This is a genomic window from Streptomyces sp. NBC_01410, assembly GCF_045040195.1.
Classification (GTDB): domain Bacteria; phylum Actinomycetota; class Actinomycetes; order Streptomycetales; family Streptomycetaceae; genus Streptomyces.
This window is the reverse complement of record NZ_CP109530.1, coordinates 6,284,905-6,303,603: the sequence shown is the minus strand read 5'-3', so window position 1 is coordinate 6,303,603 and position 18,699 is coordinate 6,284,905. Positions and strand designations below refer to the sequence as shown.

Annotated in this window: 10 protein-coding genes, 1 tRNA gene and 3 rRNA genes; 3 read left to right on the top strand and 11 right to left on the bottom strand. The window is 65.5% G+C overall.

What is annotated here, in order from left to right; translation table 11 throughout:
• The first annotated feature begins 198 nt into the window (after nt 1-198).
• Entirely contained in the window at nt 199-2,853 is a 2,655-nt protein-coding gene (locus tag OG741_RS29065; protein WP_405602754.1) for a SpoIIE family protein phosphatase, read from the top strand.
• Between the two features lie 46 nt (nt 2,854-2,899).
• On the opposite strand, the gene OG741_RS29060 is transcribed toward OG741_RS29065, so the two are convergent.
• The 7 genes from OG741_RS29060 to thyX all read right to left on the bottom strand — a co-directional run bounded on the left by OG741_RS29060 (nt 2,900) and on the right by thyX (nt 12,499).
• A tRNA-Thr gene (locus OG741_RS29060) sits at nt 2,900-2,972 on the bottom strand.
• Nucleotides 2,973-3,150: 178 nt separating this feature from the next.
• A 5S ribosomal RNA gene (rrf, locus tag OG741_RS29055) occupies nt 3,151-3,267 on the bottom strand.
• 96 nt (nt 3,268-3,363) lie between these two features.
• Nucleotides 3,364-6,487 (bottom strand): 23S ribosomal RNA (locus tag OG741_RS29050).
• A gap of 305 nt (nt 6,488-6,792) precedes the next feature.
• Nucleotides 6,793-8,318 (bottom strand): 16S ribosomal RNA (locus OG741_RS29045).
• The 16S, 23S and 5S rRNA genes sit together here with 1 tRNA gene alongside, the layout of an rRNA operon.
• Nucleotides 8,319-8,832: 514 nt before the next feature.
• Complete coding sequence (locus OG741_RS29040) at nt 8,833-10,518, bottom strand: ribonuclease J (protein ID WP_405602753.1); 1,686 nt, start codon at nt 10,516-10,518, stop codon at nt 8,833-8,835.
• A 132-nt stretch (nt 10,519-10,650) separates the two neighbouring features.
• Complete coding sequence (gene dapA / locus OG741_RS29035; RefSeq protein WP_405602752.1) at nt 10,651-11,550, bottom strand: 4-hydroxy-tetrahydrodipicolinate synthase; 900 nt, start codon at nt 11,548-11,550, stop codon at nt 10,651-10,653.
• Between the two features lie 208 nt (nt 11,551-11,758).
• Nucleotides 11,759-12,499 (bottom strand): FAD-dependent thymidylate synthase, encoded by a 741-nt coding sequence (thyX, locus tag OG741_RS29030; protein ID WP_405602750.1) that lies wholly within the window; start codon nt 12,497-12,499, stop codon nt 11,759-11,761.
• Between the two features lie 167 nt (nt 12,500-12,666).
• Here thyX and OG741_RS29025 point away from each other — a divergent pair, with 167 nt between their 5' ends.
• The gene (locus OG741_RS29025) at nt 12,667-12,906 is read left to right on the top strand and encodes a hypothetical protein (protein WP_405602748.1); all 240 of its coding nucleotides are present in this window, start codon (nt 12,667-12,669) and stop codon (nt 12,904-12,906) included.
• A gap of 128 nt (nt 12,907-13,034) precedes the next feature.
• Nucleotides 13,035-13,583, top strand: a complete 549-nt coding sequence (locus tag OG741_RS29020; RefSeq protein ID WP_405602746.1) for a hypothetical protein — start codon at nt 13,035-13,037, stop codon at nt 13,581-13,583.
• Between the two features lie 29 nt (nt 13,584-13,612).
• On the opposite strand, the gene OG741_RS29015 is transcribed toward OG741_RS29020, so the two are convergent.
• The 4 genes from OG741_RS29015 to OG741_RS29000 are packed head-to-tail and all read right to left on the bottom strand — an operon-like array spanning nt 13,613 to nt 18,436.
• On the bottom strand, nt 13,613-14,065 hold the full coding sequence (locus tag OG741_RS29015) for a hypothetical protein (protein ID WP_405602743.1): 453 nt from the start codon (nt 14,063-14,065) through the stop codon (nt 13,613-13,615).
• A gap of 5 nt (nt 14,066-14,070) precedes the next feature.
• Nucleotides 14,071-14,823, bottom strand: coding sequence for a 4-hydroxy-tetrahydrodipicolinate reductase (dapB, locus tag OG741_RS29010; RefSeq protein WP_405602740.1), 753 nt, complete (start codon nt 14,821-14,823; stop codon nt 14,071-14,073).
• Nucleotides 14,824-14,840: 17 nt separating this feature from the next.
• Entirely contained in the window at nt 14,841-16,220 is a 1,380-nt protein-coding gene (locus OG741_RS29005; RefSeq protein WP_405602737.1) for a M16 family metallopeptidase, read from the bottom strand.
• Complete coding sequence (locus OG741_RS29000) at nt 16,217-18,436, bottom strand: polyribonucleotide nucleotidyltransferase (RefSeq protein WP_266489028.1); 2,220 nt, start codon at nt 18,434-18,436, stop codon at nt 16,217-16,219. The genes OG741_RS29005 and OG741_RS29000 overlap by 4 nt, the downstream gene beginning before the upstream one ends.
• Nucleotides 18,437-18,699 lie beyond the last annotated feature (263 nt).

Below are 18,699 nucleotides of genomic sequence, written 5' to 3'. Positions count from 1 at the left end.
GGCCGAACCAGGCCATAACAGTTCGGCAGCTTCGCATAGCGTCCCCACCCCCGGTAGGCGGAAACAGCATCGACCGGCATCCGCCCGGACAGCGAAGGTAAGTAACCTGGCATCCGGCTGTCCAACCGCCCCGTCCGCCCGGCGGGGGCGGTGTGGGGCGAGTACTGGCACCGGGCACCGGGAGGGGCAGGCCGCATCATGGCAGAGCCGGGCGTCGAAACGCGTACGAGGAGTTCCGTGATCACCGCGCGGGCGGCTGCCACCTTCGACCCTGTCGGGCGGTCCGTCGCGACGGCCCGCGCCTTCGTCCGCGACACGCTCCAGGGGTGGGGGCACGCCGACGTCGTGGACGACGCGGTCGTCCTCACCAGCGAGCTCGTCACCAACGCCGTCGTGCACGCGGGCACAGCCGCCGATGTCCTGTGTCTGCGCACGGACGACGGCGTACGCGTCGAAGTCGGCGACCGCTACCCGGAACGGGAGATCCCACTCCAGGGCAGCGGACGTGTCATCGTCAGCCCCGACCGCGAGAACGGCCGCGGTCTGCTTCTGTGCGCGGCCCTCGCCTCCCGCTGGGGCGTCGAGTACACCCCCACCCACAAGCAGGTGTGGTTCCAACTCGACCTCCCCCAGCGCCCCGTGGGCACCCGCTCCGCCGGCCCGGTCCTGCCCGTGGCCCTGCTCCCGGTCGCCGACGAACGCGTACGCGTCGCCGTCATCCAGATCGACCGCTCCGCCTCGATCTCCGTCTGGAACGAGGACGCGGAGCACCTCTTCGGCTACCCGGCCGACCAGGTCATCGGCAAGCCCCTCACCGACGTCGCCGCCTGGCCGCACACGCCCGGCATCGGCACCGGCATCGCCGACGCCCTGCGACTCTCCCGCTGGGAAGGCAGTTACGGCATCCGCGGCACCGACGGCCGGGTCGTCCCCGTCTACGCGTCACACCTTCGCGTACGGGACACCAACGGCGAGCCGTCCACCGTCTGCCTACTCGTACGCGACGACGAACGCGCCATCCTGCAGACTCCGCAGCGCACCCCCGTGACCGAAACCGGCGCCGAGAGCCGCAGCACCGACCCCTTCGAGATCTTCATCGGCTCCCCCGCACCCGACGACCTCGACGGCCTCCTCCAGCGCACCGTCGAACGCGCCCGCGACATGCTCGACGGCGACGCCGCCTTCCTGCTGCTCGCCACCGACGACGAGACCGAGCTGGAGGTACGGGCCACCACTGGACTGCCCTCCGCCCGCCAGCGGTTCGCCCGCGTCCCCGTCGAAGCCGGCACCGGACGCTACGGCTCCGCCCGTATGCCCGCCGTCCACGAGGACCTCACCGCCGTCCCCGGCGCCGTCCCGCTCCTCAACTCCACCGGCATGCGCTCGGTCGTCACCGTCCCGCTCAAGGTAGAGGGCCGCCTCACCGGCTCCCTCGGCGTCGCCGCCGAATCCGCGGGCCGCTACTCCAACGAGGAGGCCCTGCGCCTCCAGTTCGCCGCCGACCGCATCGCCCTGGCCGTCGAATCGGCGCGCCTCGGCGAACTGGAACGACTGCGCCGCGGCTCCCTCTCCTTCCTCGTCGAGGCCTCCGACCTGCTCGCCGGAACACTCGACCGCGACCAGACCCTGGCCCTGATGGCCCAGATGACGGTTCCGACACTCGCCACCTGGTGCGCCGTCTACACGATCGCCGACCAGGCCTCCGAGCCGTATCTCAGCTTCGTACTCCACGAGGACGAGGAGAGGATCGACGGCCTCAAGGCCCTCCTCTCCAAGATCGACCCGCCCGACCCGGTGACGACCCCAGGCGCCCGCGTGTGGACCGCGCCGGCCGACGCCGCCCACCGGGCGGCCCTGCGCACCTCCCGGCGCGAACTCGGCCTGGGCTCAAGCCCACCGGTCTCCTCCGGCATCGGCGCCACCCTCGCCACGGCCGCCGCGGTCGGCGGCGAGACAGTCGTCCTGCCGCTCGTCGCCCGCAACCGCGTCATCGGCATGCTGACCCTCGGCAAGCCCTCGGACGACCACTTCCGCCAGGAGATCCTGGAACTCGCCGAAGACCTCTCCCGCCGAGCGGCCCTCGCCCTCGACAACGCCCGCCTGTACTCCGAGCGCGTGGCGATCAGCCAGTCCCTCCAGCGCAGCCTGCTCCCGCCGGAACTCCCCCATGTCCCCGGCGTGGAGGTCGAAGTCATCTACCGGGCGGCGGGCGAAGGCAACGAAGTCGGCGGTGACTTCTACGATCTCTTCCCGATCCGCGACGGCGCGTACGGCTTCGCCATCGGCGACGTCTGCGGTACGGGTCCCGAAGCCGCGGCCGTCACCGGCCTCGCCCGCCACGCCCTGCGTCTGCTCGCCCGGGAGGGCTTCGGAGGCCCCGCCGTCCTGGAGCGGCTGAACGCCGCGATCCTCGACGAGGGAGCCCGCAGCCGCTTCCTCACCCTCCTCTATGGCGAGTTGTGGCCACAGGAGGACGGCAGTGCGATCCTCAAGGTCGTCTGCGCCGGCCACCCGCTCCCCCTGCGCCTGCGCCAGGACGGCACCGTAGAAGCGGCAGCCGAACCCCAGCCCCTCCTCGGCGTCATGGACGACCTGGAGCTGTACGAGCAGATGGTGACCCTCGACCCGGGCGACGTCCTGCTCTGCGTCACGGACGGCGTCACCGAACGCCGCGAGGGCACCCGCATGCTGGGCGACGACGGCCTGATCGACGTCCTCACCAACTGCACGGGCCTCACCGCGGGCGCGGTCGCCTCCCGCGTCCTGCGCGCGGTCGAACGCTTCGCCGCCGAGCCCGCATCCGACGACATGGCGATCCTGGCGATGCGCGTCCCGGAGCCCCACAGGTCCTGAACACGCCGAAGGCCCCCGCCAGCTGGCGAGGGCCTTCGTCTGTACGAGCCCCAATACGGAATCGAACCGTAGACCTTCTCCTTACCATGGAGACGCTCTACCGACTGAGCTATTGGGGCGTGCTGCGCGGCGGCAACGAGATAGATCGTACACCGAACAGACGGGTGCTCTGAACCGCCACACCCGGTCCGCAGCCTTGGTCCACGCACTCGGGCCCACGTGGACGCCGGCGTCAGCACCCTGAACGCAAAAATGCCTCAACCCCCGGACAGAGTCCGGGGGTTGAGGCTAAAGATTGTTCGGCGGCGTCCTACTCTCCCACAGGGTCCCCCCTGCAGTACCATCGGCGCTGAAAGGCTTAGCTTCCGGGTTCGGAATGTAACCGGGCGTTTCCCTAACGCAATGACCACCGAAACACTGTGAAGATATCGATTCCGGAATCCGCCCCGTGGCCGTGGGGGGACTCGACAGTTCGTTACTTCAGAACTGACACAGTGGACGCGAGCAACTGAGGACAAGCCCTCGGCCTATTAGTACCAGTCAGCTCCACCCCTTGCGGGGCTTCCACATCTGGCCTATCAACCCAGTCGTCTACTGGGAGCCTTAACCCCTCGAAGGGGGTGGGAGTCCTCATCTCGAAGCAGGCTTCCCGCTTAGATGCTTTCAGCGGTTATCCTTTCCGAACGTAGCCAACCAGCCATGCCCTTGGCAGGACAACTGGCACACCAGAGGTTCGTCCGTCCCGGTCCTCTCGTACTAGGGACAGCCCTTCTCAAGACTCCTACGCGCACAGCGGATAGGGACCGAACTGTCTCACGACGTTCTAAACCCAGCTCGCGTACCGCTTTAATGGGCGAACAGCCCAACCCTTGGGACCGACTCCAGCCCCAGGATGCGACGAGCCGACATCGAGGTGCCAAACCATCCCGTCGATATGGACTCTTGGGGAAGATCAGCCTGTTATCCCCGGGGTACCTTTTATCCGTTGAGCGACGGCGCTTCCACAAGCCACCGCCGGATCACTAGTCCCGACTTTCGTCCCTGCTCGACCCGTCGGTCTCACAGTCAAGCTCCCTTGTGCACTTACACTCAACACCTGATTGCCAACCAGGCTGAGGGAACCTTTGGGCGCCTCCGTTACTCTTTGGGAGGCAACCGCCCCAGTTAAACTACCCATCAGACACTGTCCCTGATCCGGATCACGGACCCAGGTTAGACATCCAGCACGACCAGAGTGGTATTTCAACGACGACTCCACCTGAACTGGCGTCCAAGCTTCACAGTCTCCCACCTATCCTACACAAGCCGAACCGAACACCAATATCAAACTGTAGTAAAGGTCCCGGGGTCTTTCCGTCCTGCTGCGCGAAACGAGCATCTTTACTCGTAGTGCAATTTCACCGGGCCTATGGTTGAGACAGTCGAGAAGTCGTTACGCCATTCGTGCAGGTCGGAACTTACCCGACAAGGAATTTCGCTACCTTAGGATGGTTATAGTTACCACCGCCGTTTACTGGCGCTTAAGTTCTCAGCTTCGCCACACCGAAATGTGACTAACCGGTCCCCTTAACGTTCCAGCACCGGGCAGGCGTCAGTCCGTATACATCGCCTTACGGCTTCGCACGGACCTGTGTTTTTAGTAAACAGTCGCTTCTCGCTGGTCTCTGCGGCCACCCCCAGCTCAAGGAGCAAGTCCTCTCACCAGTGATGGCCCCCCTTCTCCCGAAGTTACGGGGGCATTTTGCCGAGTTCCTTAACCATAGTTCACCCGAACGCCTCGGTATTCTCTACCTGACCACCTGAGTCGGTTTAGGGTACGGGCCGCCATGAAACTCGCTAGAGGCTTTTCTCGACAGCATAGGATCATCCACTTCACCACAATCGGCTCGGCATCAGGTCTCAGCCTTAATGTGTGACGGATTTGCCTATCACACGGCCTACACCCTTACCCCGGGACAACCACCGCCCGGGCTGGACTACCTTCCTGCGTCACCCCATCGCTTACCTACTACCACCTTGGGCCGGCGGCTCCACCACTTCCCTTTGCCCGAAGGCTCCAGGACGGCTTCACGGCCTTAGCATTAATGGGTTCAGTACTGGGCGTTTCAAAGCGGGTACCGGAATATCAACCGGTTGTCCATCGACTACGCCTGTCGGCCTCGCCTTAGGTCCCGACTTACCCTGGGCAGATCAGCTTGACCCAGGAACCCTTAGTCAATCGGCGCACACGTTTCTCACGTGTGTATCGCTACTCATGCCTGCATTCTCACTCGTGTACCGTCCACCACTCGCTTACGCGGCGGCTTCACCCGGCACACGACGCTCCCCTACCCATCCCAGCGGGCGTTGGCCCTCATGCTGGAATGACACGACTTCGGCGGTACGCTTGAGCCCCGCTACATTGTCGGCGCGGAATCACTTGACCAGTGAGCTATTACGCACTCTTTCAAGGGTGGCTGCTTCTAAGCCAACCTCCTGGTTGTCTCTGCGACTCCACATCCTTTCCCACTTAGCGTACGCTTAGGGGCCTTAGTCGATGCTCTGGGCTGTTTCCCTCTCGACCATGGAGCTTATCCCCCACAGTCTCACTGCCGCGCTCTCACTTACCGGCATTCGGAGTTTGGCTAAGGTCAGTAACCCGGTAGGGCCCATCGCCTATCCAGTGCTCTACCTCCGGCAAGAAACACACGACGCTGCACCTAAATGCATTTCGGGGAGAACCAGCTATCACGGAGTTTGATTGGCCTTTCACCCCTAACCACAGGTCATCCCCCAGGTTTTCAACCCTGGTGGGTTCGGTCCTCCACGAAGTCTTACCTCCGCTTCAACCTGCCCATGGCTAGATCACTCCGCTTCGGGTCTTGAGCGCGCTACTAAACCGCCCTGTTCGGACTCGCTTTCGCTACGGCTTCCCCACACGGGTTAACCTCGCAACACACCGCAAACTCGCAGGCTCATTCTTCAAAAGGCACGCAGTCACGACTGTTGCTCCGAAGAACAACAGCGACGCTCCCACGGCTTGTAGGCACACGGTTTCAGGTACTATTTCACTCCGCTCCCGCGGTACTTTTCACCATTCCCTCACGGTACTATCCGCTATCGGTCACCAGGGAATATTTAGGCTTAACGGGTGGTCCCGCCAGATTCACACGGGATTTCTCGGGCCCCGTGCTACTTGGGTGTCGCACAAGCAAGCCGTATAGATTTCAGCTACGGGGGTCTTACCCTCTACGCCGGACCTTTCGCATGTCCTTCGCCTACCTATACGGTTTCTGACTCGCCCAACAGCCGGCAGACTGTTGAAGTGCGATCCCACAACCCCGTATGCGCAACCCCTGCCGGGTATCACACGCATACGGTTTGGCCTCATCCGGTTTCGCTCGCCACTACTCCCGGAATCACGGTTGTTTTCTCTTCCTGAGGGTACTGAGATGTTTCACTTCCCCTCGTTCCCTCCACACTGCCTATGTGTTCAGCAGCGGGTGACAGCCCATGACGACTGCCGGGTTTCCCCATTCGGAAACCCCCGGATCAAAGCCTGGTTGACGGCTCCCCGGGGACTATCGTGGCCTCCCACGTCCTTCATCGGTTCCTGGTGCCAAGGCATCCACCGTGCGCCCTTAAAAACTTGGCCACAGATGCTCGCGTCCACTGTGCAGTTCTCAAGCAACGACCAGCCACCCACCACCCCACCCAACAGGGCGAGTTCACTGGGGCCGAGCATCGCGAAGGTCCAGACGTTTCAGTCCGTACCCTCAGACACCCAACAGCGCGCCCGGCACGATCCCCTGACTCACACGTTCCACGCCGAAGCAGTACTAGTGAAGTCCTGAAACCGTGCCGAATAGTCAACGTTCCACCCATGAGCAACCAGCACCGGACGTACGCCGATGTACTGGCCTCTGGACCGGCAAAGACCGGCCTAGAAGTGCTCCTTAGAAAGGAGGTGATCCAGCCGCACCTTCCGGTACGGCTACCTTGTTACGACTTCGTCCCAATCGCCAGTCCCACCTTCGACAGCTCCCTCCCACAAGGGGTTGGGCCACCGGCTTCGGGTGTTACCGACTTTCGTGACGTGACGGGCGGTGTGTACAAGGCCCGGGAACGTATTCACCGCAGCAATGCTGATCTGCGATTACTAGCAACTCCGACTTCATGGGGTCGAGTTGCAGACCCCAATCCGAACTGAGACCGGCTTTTTGAGATTCGCTCCGCCTCGCGGCATCGCAGCTCTTTGTACCGGCCATTGTAGCACGTGTGCAGCCCAAGACATAAGGGGCATGATGACTTGACGTCGTCCCCACCTTCCTCCGAGTTGACCCCGGCAGTCTCCTGTGAGTCCCCATCACCCCGAAGGGCATGCTGGCAACACAGAACAAGGGTTGCGCTCGTTGCGGGACTTAACCCAACATCTCACGACACGAGCTGACGACAGCCATGCACCACCTGTATACCGACCACAAGGGGGGCACCATCTCTGATGCTTTCCGGTATATGTCAAGCCTTGGTAAGGTTCTTCGCGTTGCGTCGAATTAAGCCACATGCTCCGCTGCTTGTGCGGGCCCCCGTCAATTCCTTTGAGTTTTAGCCTTGCGGCCGTACTCCCCAGGCGGGGAACTTAATGCGTTAGCTGCGGCACCGACGACGTGGAATGTCGCCAACACCTAGTTCCCAACGTTTACGGCGTGGACTACCAGGGTATCTAATCCTGTTCGCTCCCCACGCTTTCGCTCCTCAGCGTCAGTAATGGCCCAGAGATCCGCCTTCGCCACCGGTGTTCCTCCTGATATCTGCGCATTTCACCGCTACACCAGGAATTCCGATCTCCCCTACCACACTCTAGCTAGCCCGTATCGAATGCAGACCCGGGGTTAAGCCCCGGGCTTTCACATCCGACGTGACAAGCCGCCTACGAGCTCTTTACGCCCAATAATTCCGGACAACGCTTGCGCCCTACGTATTACCGCGGCTGCTGGCACGTAGTTAGCCGGCGCTTCTTCTGCAGGTACCGTCACTTGCGCTTCTTCCCTGCTGAAAGAGGTTTACAACCCGAAGGCCGTCATCCCTCACGCGGCGTCGCTGCATCAGGCTTTCGCCCATTGTGCAATATTCCCCACTGCTGCCTCCCGTAGGAGTCTGGGCCGTGTCTCAGTCCCAGTGTGGCCGGTCGCCCTCTCAGGCCGGCTACCCGTCGTCGCCTTGGTAGGCCATCACCCCACCAACAAGCTGATAGGCCGCGGGCTCATCCTTCACCGCCGGAGCTTTCAACCCCCCAAGATGCCTCGGAGGGTGGTATCCGGTATTAGACCCCGTTTCCAGGGCTTGTCCCAGAGTGAAGGGCAGATTGCCCACGTGTTACTCACCCGTTCGCCACTAATCCACCCCGAAGGGCTTCATCGTTCGACTTGCATGTGTTAAGCACGCCGCCAGCGTTCGTCCTGAGCCAGGATCAAACTCTCCATGAATGTTTACCCGTAATCGGGTCGAACACCACAAGAGCGGGACAATCGGTCGGAATAAGACCGGTCATCCACAGCGTCCTCGCTGTGTCATTTGCCTGCCCGCCACAAAGGGCCGACAGGACTTTCAAAGGAACCTCAACCCACCGAAATGGGCCGGGGTTGTCAATCTGGCGTTGACTTTTGGCACGCTGTTGAGTTCTCAAGGAACGGACGCTTCCTTCGTACTCACCCTCACGGGCTTTCCTCCGGGCGCTTCCCTTCGGTCTTGCGTTTCCAACCCTACCAGACTCTTTTTCCATTCCGTTTCCGGTGAGGAATTCGATTCCAGTGGCCGTTGGAAGGCCTTTGCCTTTCGGCTGACCCGACTTTATCAGAGATTCTGAGTCGGAATTCCCGCCCCTTCCGGGACTGTTCCGAGCGCACCAGTGCGCCGGGTTCCCGTTCGGGCGGAGACGTAAACGTACTGGAGCGGAGCGCCCCGACGCAAATCGGGGGCTCCGCTCCGGAGTTGGCCTGGTCAGACCTCTACGACGACCGGAAGGATCATCGGGCGCCGACGGTAGGTGTCGGAGACCCACTTGCCCGCCACGCGGCGGACGAGTTGCTGCAGTTGGTGCGGCTCGGCGACGCCGTCGGAGGCCGACTTGGCGATCGCTTCCTCGATCTTCGGGAGTACCGCGCCGAAGGCGCTGTCCTCGATTCCGGAGCCGCGGGCGTGAATGTGCGGGCCGCCGACGACCTTGCCGGTGCTCGAATCGACCACGAGGAAGACCGAGATGATGCCCTCGTCGCCGAGGATCCGGCGGTCCTTGAGGGAGGCTTCGGTGACATCGCCGACCGAGAGGCCGTCGACGTACACATAACCCGCCTGGACCTTGCCGACGATCTTGGCCTTGCCGTCGATGAGGTCGACGACGACGCCGTCCTCAGCGATGACGATGTGGTCCTTCGGGACGCCCGTCAGGGCTCCGAGTTCGGCGTTGGCGCGCAGGTGGCGCCATTCGCCGTGAACCGGCATCAGGTTCTTCGGCTTGCAGATGTTGTAGAAGTACAGGAGCTCGCCGGCCGAGGCGTGGCCCGAGACATGGACCTTGGCGTTGCCCTTGTGGACGACGCTCGCGCCCCAGCGGGTCAGGCCGTTGATCACGCGGTAGACCGCGTTCTCGTTGCCCGGGATCAGGGACGACGCCAGGATCACGGTGTCGCCCGGGACGATGCGGATCTGGTGGTCCCGGTTGGCCATGCGGGACAGGGCCGCCATCGGTTCGCCCTGGGAGCCCGTACAGACCAGGACAACTTCGTGGTCCGGGAGGTCGTCGAGCGTTTTCACGTCGACGACCAGGCCCGCGGGGACCCGCAGATAGCCCAGGTCGCGGGCGATGCCCATGTTGCGGACCATTGAACGGCCGACGAAGGCCACCCGGCGGCCGTACTCGTGGGCCGCGTCGAGGATCTGCTGGATGCGATGGACGTGGCTGGCGAAGCTCGCCACGATGATGCGCTTCTGGGCGTTCGCGAAGACCGTGCGCAGGACGTTCGAGATGTCGCGCTCGGGCGGGACGAAGCCCGGGACCTCCGCGTTCGTCGAGTCCGAGAGCAGGAGGTCGATGCCCTCCTCGCTCAGCCGCGCGAATGCGTGCAGGTCGGTCAGCCGGCCGTCCAGCGGGAGCTGGTCCATCTTGAAGTCGCCGGTGTGGACCACCATGCCCGCGGGCGTGCGGATGGCGACGGCCAGCGCGTCCGGGATGGAGTGGTTGACCGCGATGAACTCGCAGTCGAACGGGCCGACGCGCTCGCGGTGGCCCTCGGTGACTTCGAGGGTGTACGGGCGGATGCGGTGCTCCTGGAGCTTTGCCTCGATCAGCGCGAGGGTCAGCTTGGAGCCGATCAGCGGGATGTCCTGCTTTAGTCGGAGCAGGAAGGGGACGCCACCGATGTGGTCCTCGTGGCCGTGCGTGAGCACGATGCCGTCGATGTCGTCGAGGCGGTCCCGGAGGGTGGTGAAGTCCGGCAGGATCAGGTCGATTCCGGGCTGCTCCTCCTCGGGGAAGAGGACGCCGCAGTCGACGATGAGCAGTCGGCCGTCGTATTCGAAGACCGTCATGTTCCGGCCGATCTCACCGAGACCGCCGAGCGGGGTGACACGCAGGCCACCCTTGGGAAGCTTCGGCGGGGCGCCGAGTTCAGGATGCGGATGACTCAAAAGACTCTCCTCACCACGCACGCCACGTACCGCTCGGCACGTGGCGTACATGACATTCGTGCACTTGCTATTGTCTTGGTTCCGACCGCTTTCGGTCGGCCTTCTTCGCGTATTCAGTTGTGAAGTCTGTGTTTAGAGCTGTACCCCACCAGCCGCGAGGTCGATCTTGAGCTGCGCGGTTTCCTCCGGAGAGAGCTCCACCAGGGGAAGCCGGAGCGGTCCGGCCGGAAGTCCCTGGAGTGCCAGCGCCGCCTTGGTGGTGATGACGCCCTGGGTGCGGAACATGCCCGTGAAGACGGGGAGCAGCTGCTGATGGATCTCGGTGGCCTTCTGGACGTCACCGGTGGCGTGTGCGTCGAGGAGGGCGCGGAGCTCCGGGGTGACGACATGACCGACGACGGACACGAAGCCGACGGCGCCGACCGAGAGCAGCGGGAGGTTGAGCATGTCGTCGCCGGAGTACCAGGCGAGACCGCTGCGGGCGATGGCCCAGCTGGCGCGGCCAAGGTCACCCTTGGCGTCCTTGTTCGCGACGATACGCGGGTGATCGGCGAGGCGCACCAGTGTTTCGGTGTCGATCGGGACGCCGCTGCGGCCGGGGATGTCGTAGAGCATGACGGGCAGTTCCGTCGCGTCGGCGATGGCCGAGAAGTGACGGAACAGGCCCTCCTGCGGGGGCTTGTTGTAGTAGGGCGTCACCGCGAGCAGGCCGTGCGCGCCGGAGCGTTCGGCCGTGCGGGCGAGCTCGATGCTGTGGCGGGTGTCGTTGGTGCCGATACCGGCGACGATGTGGGCCCGGTCTCCGACGGCTTCCAGTACGGCCCGTACGAGCTGGTCTTTCTCCGCGTCGCTGGTGGTCGGCGACTCACCGGTGGTGCCATTGATGATCAGGCCGTCGTTGCCTGCGTCCACCAGATGGGCCGCCAGGCGCTGTGCGCCGGCGAGGTCGAGTGCGCCGTCCGCCGTGAAGGGCGTGACCATGGCGGTGAGGACCCGCCCGAAGGGGGTCTGCGGAGTGGAGATCGGAGCCATGGGTAACACGCTACTCGCTGCTCAGTACGCAGTGTCCCCTCGGGGGACGTGACGTAGGACGTGACATGCGGAGCCCGGCACTGCCTGCTCGGGGGTTCAAGCAGTGCCGGGTCCGTTTGATCAGCCTAGATGAACTTCATGAAACACCGCAATGCGGACACTTCTCCGGGCTGACCCGTACATCTGTGCTCTACGGGACGATTGTGCCCTACGGGGCGATGCGGCCATTGGCGTTGAAGGCCGCATACGTGAGCGGCATGAGCTTCGCCCAGTGCTGCTCCATCTTCTCGCCGACCATCTCGATCTCCCGCTGGGGGAAGGACGGGACCTTCGCCAGCTCGTGCTGCGTGCGCAGGCCGAGGAAGTGCATCAGCGAGCGGGCGTTGCAGGTGGCGTACATGGACGAGAACAGGCCAACGGGGAGGACGGCGCGGGCGACCTCGCGGGCGATGCCCTCGTCGAGCATCTCCTTGTACGTCTCGTACGAGCGGCGGTACGAGTCGATCATGGCGTCGCTGACGACCTTGTGCTGCTCCGGGCTGCCGTCGATGAAGACGTACTTGCCGGGGCGGCCCTCCTGCACGAGCTTGCGCTGCTGGCCCGGGACGTAGAAGACCGGCTGCAGCTCCCTGTAGCGCCCGGACTCCTCGTTGTAGGACCAGCCCACACGGTGGCGCATGAACTCGCGGAAGACGAAGATCGGGGCGCTGATGAAGAAGGTCATCGAGTTGTGCTCGAAGGGGCTGCCGTGGCGGTCCCGCATCAGGTAGTTGATCAGTCCCGTGGAGCGCTCGGGGTCCTTCTGGAGCTCCTCCAGAGACTGCTCGCCTGCCGTGGAGACGCGGGCGGCCCACAGCACGTCGGAGTCACCGGCGGTGTGCTTCACCAGCTCGACGGTGACATCGCTGCGGAAACTGGGCGTGGCTGTCTCGGCGGGGGTGTCGGGCACCAGGAGTCCTTCCGGTTGAACGCTTAGGCGGCGCCCACTTTAACGACGGAACGCCTCGGCAGTGCCTCTGGCCCCTTTGAGCAAATCTGGGAACGTGGGCACCAAATGACTGCTTTTGACGTCTCTACCAGTAGACCACCGACACGTTGCACAAGGAGAGTGCCCTGATGTTCCTCCGGCGAGAGGCCGTCCCGTTCGAGTTCGTCGCTGAGGCCGATCGCTTCCGCAGTAACGTCACTCCGCCGCCCCGTGTACGTCCCAGCGGCTCCCAGCTCGCGGGGCACACGCTGATCGGGCTGACCGTCGTCGCCGGGCTGGTCGGCTCCCTGCTCTTCGGGCTTCCCGCGCTGGAATCCGGCCCGGCGGCGGGGCATTCGCAGCAGTCCGAGGCGTCCGACAGGCGCTGACTCTCCCCCGCAGCCCCCAAGGGCGCGGGGGCACCCCCATGGCCCCCCGGGGGTGGTCGGGGCGTGGGTGCCTCGGTAGCCTCACCGGGCACAGCCGAATCGAGTGTGCTGGTGAGTGAGGATCAGTCGTGCCCCTGCCTTTTCTGACGGCCGACCGTGCGTTCGGCACGAGCGAAGACGACGTCGCGCTGCCCTTCGACGATCACGACCGCTGGCGGCGTCCGTACCGTCCGGGTCCCTGGCGGGTCGGCGCCGCGGCGCTGTTGCTGCTGCTCGCCTCGTTCGTGCTCATCGCTGCGATGATCATCGCGTTCGCCGGTGCGCTGCCGGGCGCCGGCGTCTGTCTGGGCCTGGGGCTCGCGCTCATCTTCACCTCGCTGAGGCTGCTGCGGGCGGGCGTCTGGGTCAGCCGGCACGGCGTGCGGCGCGTGGCCTTCTTCTCGACCACGACGGTGCCGTGGAACCGCGTCGTGGCGGTACGGACCGTGCAGCAGCCCGTGCGCTGGCTCGGGCTGCCGCGCACCGTACAGGGGCAGGCGCTCGTCGCCGTACTGCAGGGCGGGGAAGCGCTGCCCCTGCTGACCGATCACAACGCGGACTTCCTGTCGCGCACCGAGGCCTTCGACCGTGCGGCGGACTCCATCGAGGCCTGGGGAGCCGAGTACCGCGGGGCCTGAACGACGGCTCCGCCCCCGGGTCCCGCTTCTCAAACGCCGGAGGGGCTTGTTCTGCGCAGCGTGATCGCGCGCTGCATCGCCTTGCGGGCACGCGGGGTGTCGCGGGCATCGTGATAGGCCACAGCCAGCCGGAACCAGCAGCGCCAGTCGTCCGGCGACTCCTCGGTCTCGGCCCTCCGCTGCGCGAAGAGCTCGTCGGCCGCGTCACGGTCGATCCGCCCGCCGGGCGTACGCCGCGACTCCTGAACCGGCAGACCGCCTTCGGCCTCAAGCTCGCGGGCCAGCCGATGCGCGTTGCGCGCGAAGCTGGTGTTGTGCCAGAGGAACCAGGCGCCGACGACCGGCAGCAGGAACGCCACCGCGCCCATCCCCATGGCGGCGGGCTCACCGGTCAGGATGAGCAGCACCCCCTCCAGCGCCACCACGCCGAAGACGAGCACCAGCGCGGTGGCGAGGAAGAAGTACGTGATCTTTCCACCCATGACCGTCAGCCCAGGTCGAGGAAGTTTTCCAGGCCGAAGGTGAGGCCCGGAGTGGATACGACACGGCGGACGCCCAGCAGGATGCCCGGCATGAAGCTGCTGTGGTGCAGCGAGTCGTGGCGGATGGTCAGGGTCTCGCCCTCGCCGCCCAGCAGGACTTCCTGGTGGGCGAGCAGACCGCGCAGCCGTACGGCATGCACGGGCACGCCGTCGACATCCGCGCCGCGGGCGCCGTCCAGCCCGGTGACGGTCGCGTCCGGCTGCGGGGCGCAGCCCGCCTCCGCCCGCGCCGCGGCGATGAGCTGTGCGGTGCGGGTCGCGGTGCCGCTCGGGGCGTCGGCCTTGTTCGGGTGGTGCAGTTCCACGACCTCGACCGACTCGAAGTACCGCGCGGCCTGCTGCGCGAACTTCATGGTGAGAACCGCGCCGATGGAGAAGTTCGGAGCGATGAGGACACCGGTCCCGGGCGATGCGGCGAGCGAGGTGCCCAGCTGCGCGAGGCGCTCATCGGTCCAGCCGGTGGTGCCGACGACCGCGTGAATGCCGTGGCGTACGCAGAAGTCGAGATTGCCCATCACCGAAGCCGGCGTGGTCAGTTCGACCACGACCTGGGTTCCGGAATCGACCAGGGCCTCCAGCTTGTCGCCCCGGCCGAGAGCCGCGACCAGGTCCATGTCTTCCGCGGCCTCGACGGCTCGTACCGCTTCCGAGCCGATACGGCCCTTGGCGCCGAGAACGGCCACGCGCAGCTTGCTCATTGCTCTCTTCCTTAACGTTAGGAGACCGCTTCGTGGAGGCGGTCCGCCTGCTTGTCCTTGAGCGGGCCGATCACCGACAGGGAGGGACGGTGTCCCAGCACCTCACCTGCTACCGCGCGTACCTCGTCGGGCGTGACGGAGGCTATCTGCCTCAGCATGTCGTCGACCGACATCTGCGAGCCCCAGCACAGTTCGCTCTTGCCGATGCGGTTCATCAGCGCGCCCGTGTCCTCGAGGCCCAGCACGGTGGATCCGGAAAGCTGGCCGACGGCGCGGCCGATCTCCTCGTCCGAGAGCCCCTCGGACGCGACCCGGTCGAGCTCGTCCCGGCAGATCTTCAGGACGTCGTGGACCTGGCTGGGACGGCAGCCCGCGTAGACGCCGAAGAGGCCCGTGTCGGCGAAGCCCGAGGTGTACGAGTACACGCTGTAGGCCAGGCCGCGCTTCTCGCGGACCTCCTGGAACAGGCGGGACGACATGCCGCCGCCGAGGGCGGTGTTCAGTACCCCGAGCGCCCAGCGGCGGTCGTCGGTGCGGGCGAGGCCGGGCATGCCGAGGACGACATGGGCCTGCTCGGTCTTGCGCTCCAGCAGCTCGACGCGGCCGGCGGTGCGCAGGGGCCGGTTCCCGTCGCGCGGCGGGGTGGGGGCCGCGTCCGTACGGGACAGGGCGCCGGCCTTTTCGAAGGCCCTGCGGACCTGGCGTACGACGGTGGCGTGGTCGATATTGCCCGCGGCGGCGACGACCAGATGGGTCGGGTCGTAGTGCTTCTTGTAGAAGCGGCGGACGCGCTCGGCGCTCAGCGCGTTGACCGTGTCGACCGTGCCGAGAACGGGACGGCCGAGGGGGCTGTCGCCGAACATCGTGTGCGCGAACAGATCGTGCACACAGTCGCCCGGGTCGTCCTCCGTCATGGCGATCTCTTCGAGGATGACACCGCGCTCGGCGTCGACGTCGTCCTGGAGGATCAGCGATCCGGTGAGCATGTCGCAGACCACGTCGATGGCGAGCGGCAGGTCGGTGTCGAGCACGCGCGCGTAGTAGCAGGTGTACTCCTTCGCCGTGAAGGCGTTCATCTCGCCGCCGACCGCGTCGATCGCCGACGAGATGTCGAGGGCAGAACGCCGTCGCGTGCCCTTGAAGAGCAAGTGCTCCAGGTAGTGCGTGGCGCCGCCGAGCGAGGGCGTCTCGTCGCGGGAGCCTACGTTCGCCCAGATACCGAAGGTCGCGGAGCGTACGGAGGGCAGGGTCTCGGTGACGACCCGCAGGCCGCCGGGCAGGACGGTGCGGCGGACGGTGCCGATGCCGTGCTCGCCCTTGAGAAGCGTTTGGGTACGGGCGACGGCCCGCGCCTCCGAAGAGGTGCGGGCCGTCGTCCTGGAACTACGGGACGTCACTGGGCAGCGTCGTCCTTGTTCTCGTCGGCGGACTCTTCGCCCTCGATCACGGGGATCAGGGAGAGCTTGCCGCGGGAGTCGATCTCGGCGATCTCGACCTGCACCTTGGAGCCGACCGCGAGCACGTCCTCGACGTTCTCCACGCGCTTGCCACCGGCGAGCTTGCGGATCTGCGAGATGTGCAGCAGGCCGTCCTTGCCCGGGAGCAGGGACACGAACGCACCGAAGGTGGTCGTCTTGACGACCGTGCCCAGGTAGCGCTCGCCGACCTCCGGCATGGTCGGGTTGGCGATGCCGTTGATCGTGGCGCGGGCGGCCTCGGCCTGCGAGCCCTGAGCGGCACCGATGTAGATGGTGCCGTCGTCCTCGATCGTGATGTCGGCGCCGGTGTCCTCCTGGATCTGGTTGATCATCTTGCCCTTGGGGCCGATGACCTCACCGATCTTGTCCACCGGGATCTTGACGGTGATGATCCGCGGGGCGTTCGGGGACATCTCGTCCGGGACGTCGATGGCCTCGTTCATCACATCGAGGATGTGGAGGCGGGCGTCGCGGGCCTGCTTCAGCGCGGCGGCCAGGACCGAGGCGGGGATGCCGTCGAGCTTGGTGTCGAGCTGGAGCGCGGTGACGAAGGTCTTCGTACCGGCGACCTTGAAGTCCATGTCACCGAAGGCGTCTTCCGCACCGAGGATGTCGGTGAGGGCGACGTAGTGCGTCTGGCCGTCGATCTCCTCGGAGATCAGACCCATGGCGATACCGGCGACGGGGGCCTTGAGCGGCACACCGGCGTTCAGCAGCGACATGGTGGAGGCGCAGACCGAGCCCATGGACGTGGAGCCGTTGGAGCCCAGCGCCTCGGAGACCTGGCGGATGGCGTACGGGAACTCCTCGCGCGTCGGCAGCACCGGCACGATGGCGCGCTCGGCGAGCGCGCCGTGGCCGATCTCGCGGCGCTTCGGCGAACCGACGCGGCCGGTCTCACCGACGGAGTACGGCGGGAAGTTGTAGTTGTGCATGTAGCGCTTGCGGGTCACCGGGGAAAGGGTGTCCAGCTGCTGCTCCATACGGAGCATGTTCAGGGTGGTGACGCCCAGGATCTGGGTCTCGCCACGCTCGAACAGCGCCGAGCCGTGCACGCGCGGGATGGCCTCGACCTCGGCGGCGAGCGTACGGATGTCCGTGACGCCACGGCCGTCGATGCGGACCTTGTCCTTGATGACGCGCTCGCGGACCAGCTTCTTGGTCAGCGCGCGGTAGGCACCGGAGATCTCCTTCTCGCGGCCCTCGAACTGCGGGAGCAGCTTCTCGGCGGCGACCTCCTTGATGCGGTCAAGCTCGGTCTCGCGCTCCTGCTTGCCGGCGATGGTGAGCGCCTGCGCGAGCTCGCCCTTGACGGCAGCGGTCAGCGCCTCCAGGACGTCGTCCTGGTAGTCGAGGAAGACCGGGAACTCACCGGTGGGCTTGGCGGCCTTGGCGGCGAGGTCCGACTGGGCCTTGCACAGCGCCTTGATGAAGGGCTTCGCGGCCTCGAGACCGGCGGCGACAAGCTCCTCGGTCGGCGCCTCGGCGCCGCCCTTGACGAGCTCGATGGTCTTCTCGGTGGCCTCGGCCTCGACCATCATGATCGCGACGTCGCCGTCCTCCAGGACGCGACCGGCGACCACCATGTCGAAGACGGCGTCCTCGAGCTCGGTGTGCGTCGGGAAGGCGACCCACTGGCCCTTGATCAGGGCGACACGGGTGCCGCCGATCGGGCCGGAGAAGGGCAGGCCGGCCAGCTGCGTGGAGCAGGAGGCGGCGTTGATCGCGACCACGTCGTACAGGTGGTCGGGGTTGAGCGCCATGATCGTCTCGACGATCTGGATCTCGTTGCGCAGGCCCTTCTTGAAGGAGGGGCGCAGCGGGCGGTCGATCAGGCGGCAGGTGAGGATCGCGTCCTCGGAGGGCCGGCCCTCACGACGGAAGAAGGAGCCGGGGATCTTGCCGGCTGCGTACATCCGCTCCTCGACGTCCACCGTCAGGGGGAAGAAGTCGAGCTGGTCCTTGGGCTTCTTGGAAGCGGTGGTGGCCGACAGCACCATGGTGTCGTCGTCCAGGTACGCCACGGCGGAACCGGCGGCCTGCTTGGCCAGGCGGCCCGTCTCGAAGCGGATGGTGCGGGTGCCGAAGGAACCGTTGTCAATAACGGCCTCGGCGTAGTGGGTCTCGTTCTCCACTAGCGTTTTCTCCTCGTCTTCGTCCCCTCGCCCGTGTGGCGGGGGACGGTGGCCGAGAAGCGCTCGTTCTGCGGGCCGGTCTTCGATCGAAGCACCCGGGGCTTGGTTCTCCGGGGGCCACTACCGAGGACCGGCGGCGGTGAGGCGGCTTCTCGTTCGTTCGGTATTGCGTTGTCGTTCGGTATTGCGTTGTCGTTCGGTACTGCCTTGTGCGACCAGACTAAATGCCGTCCGGCAGGTCGCGCACGTACAGCAAAGGGAGC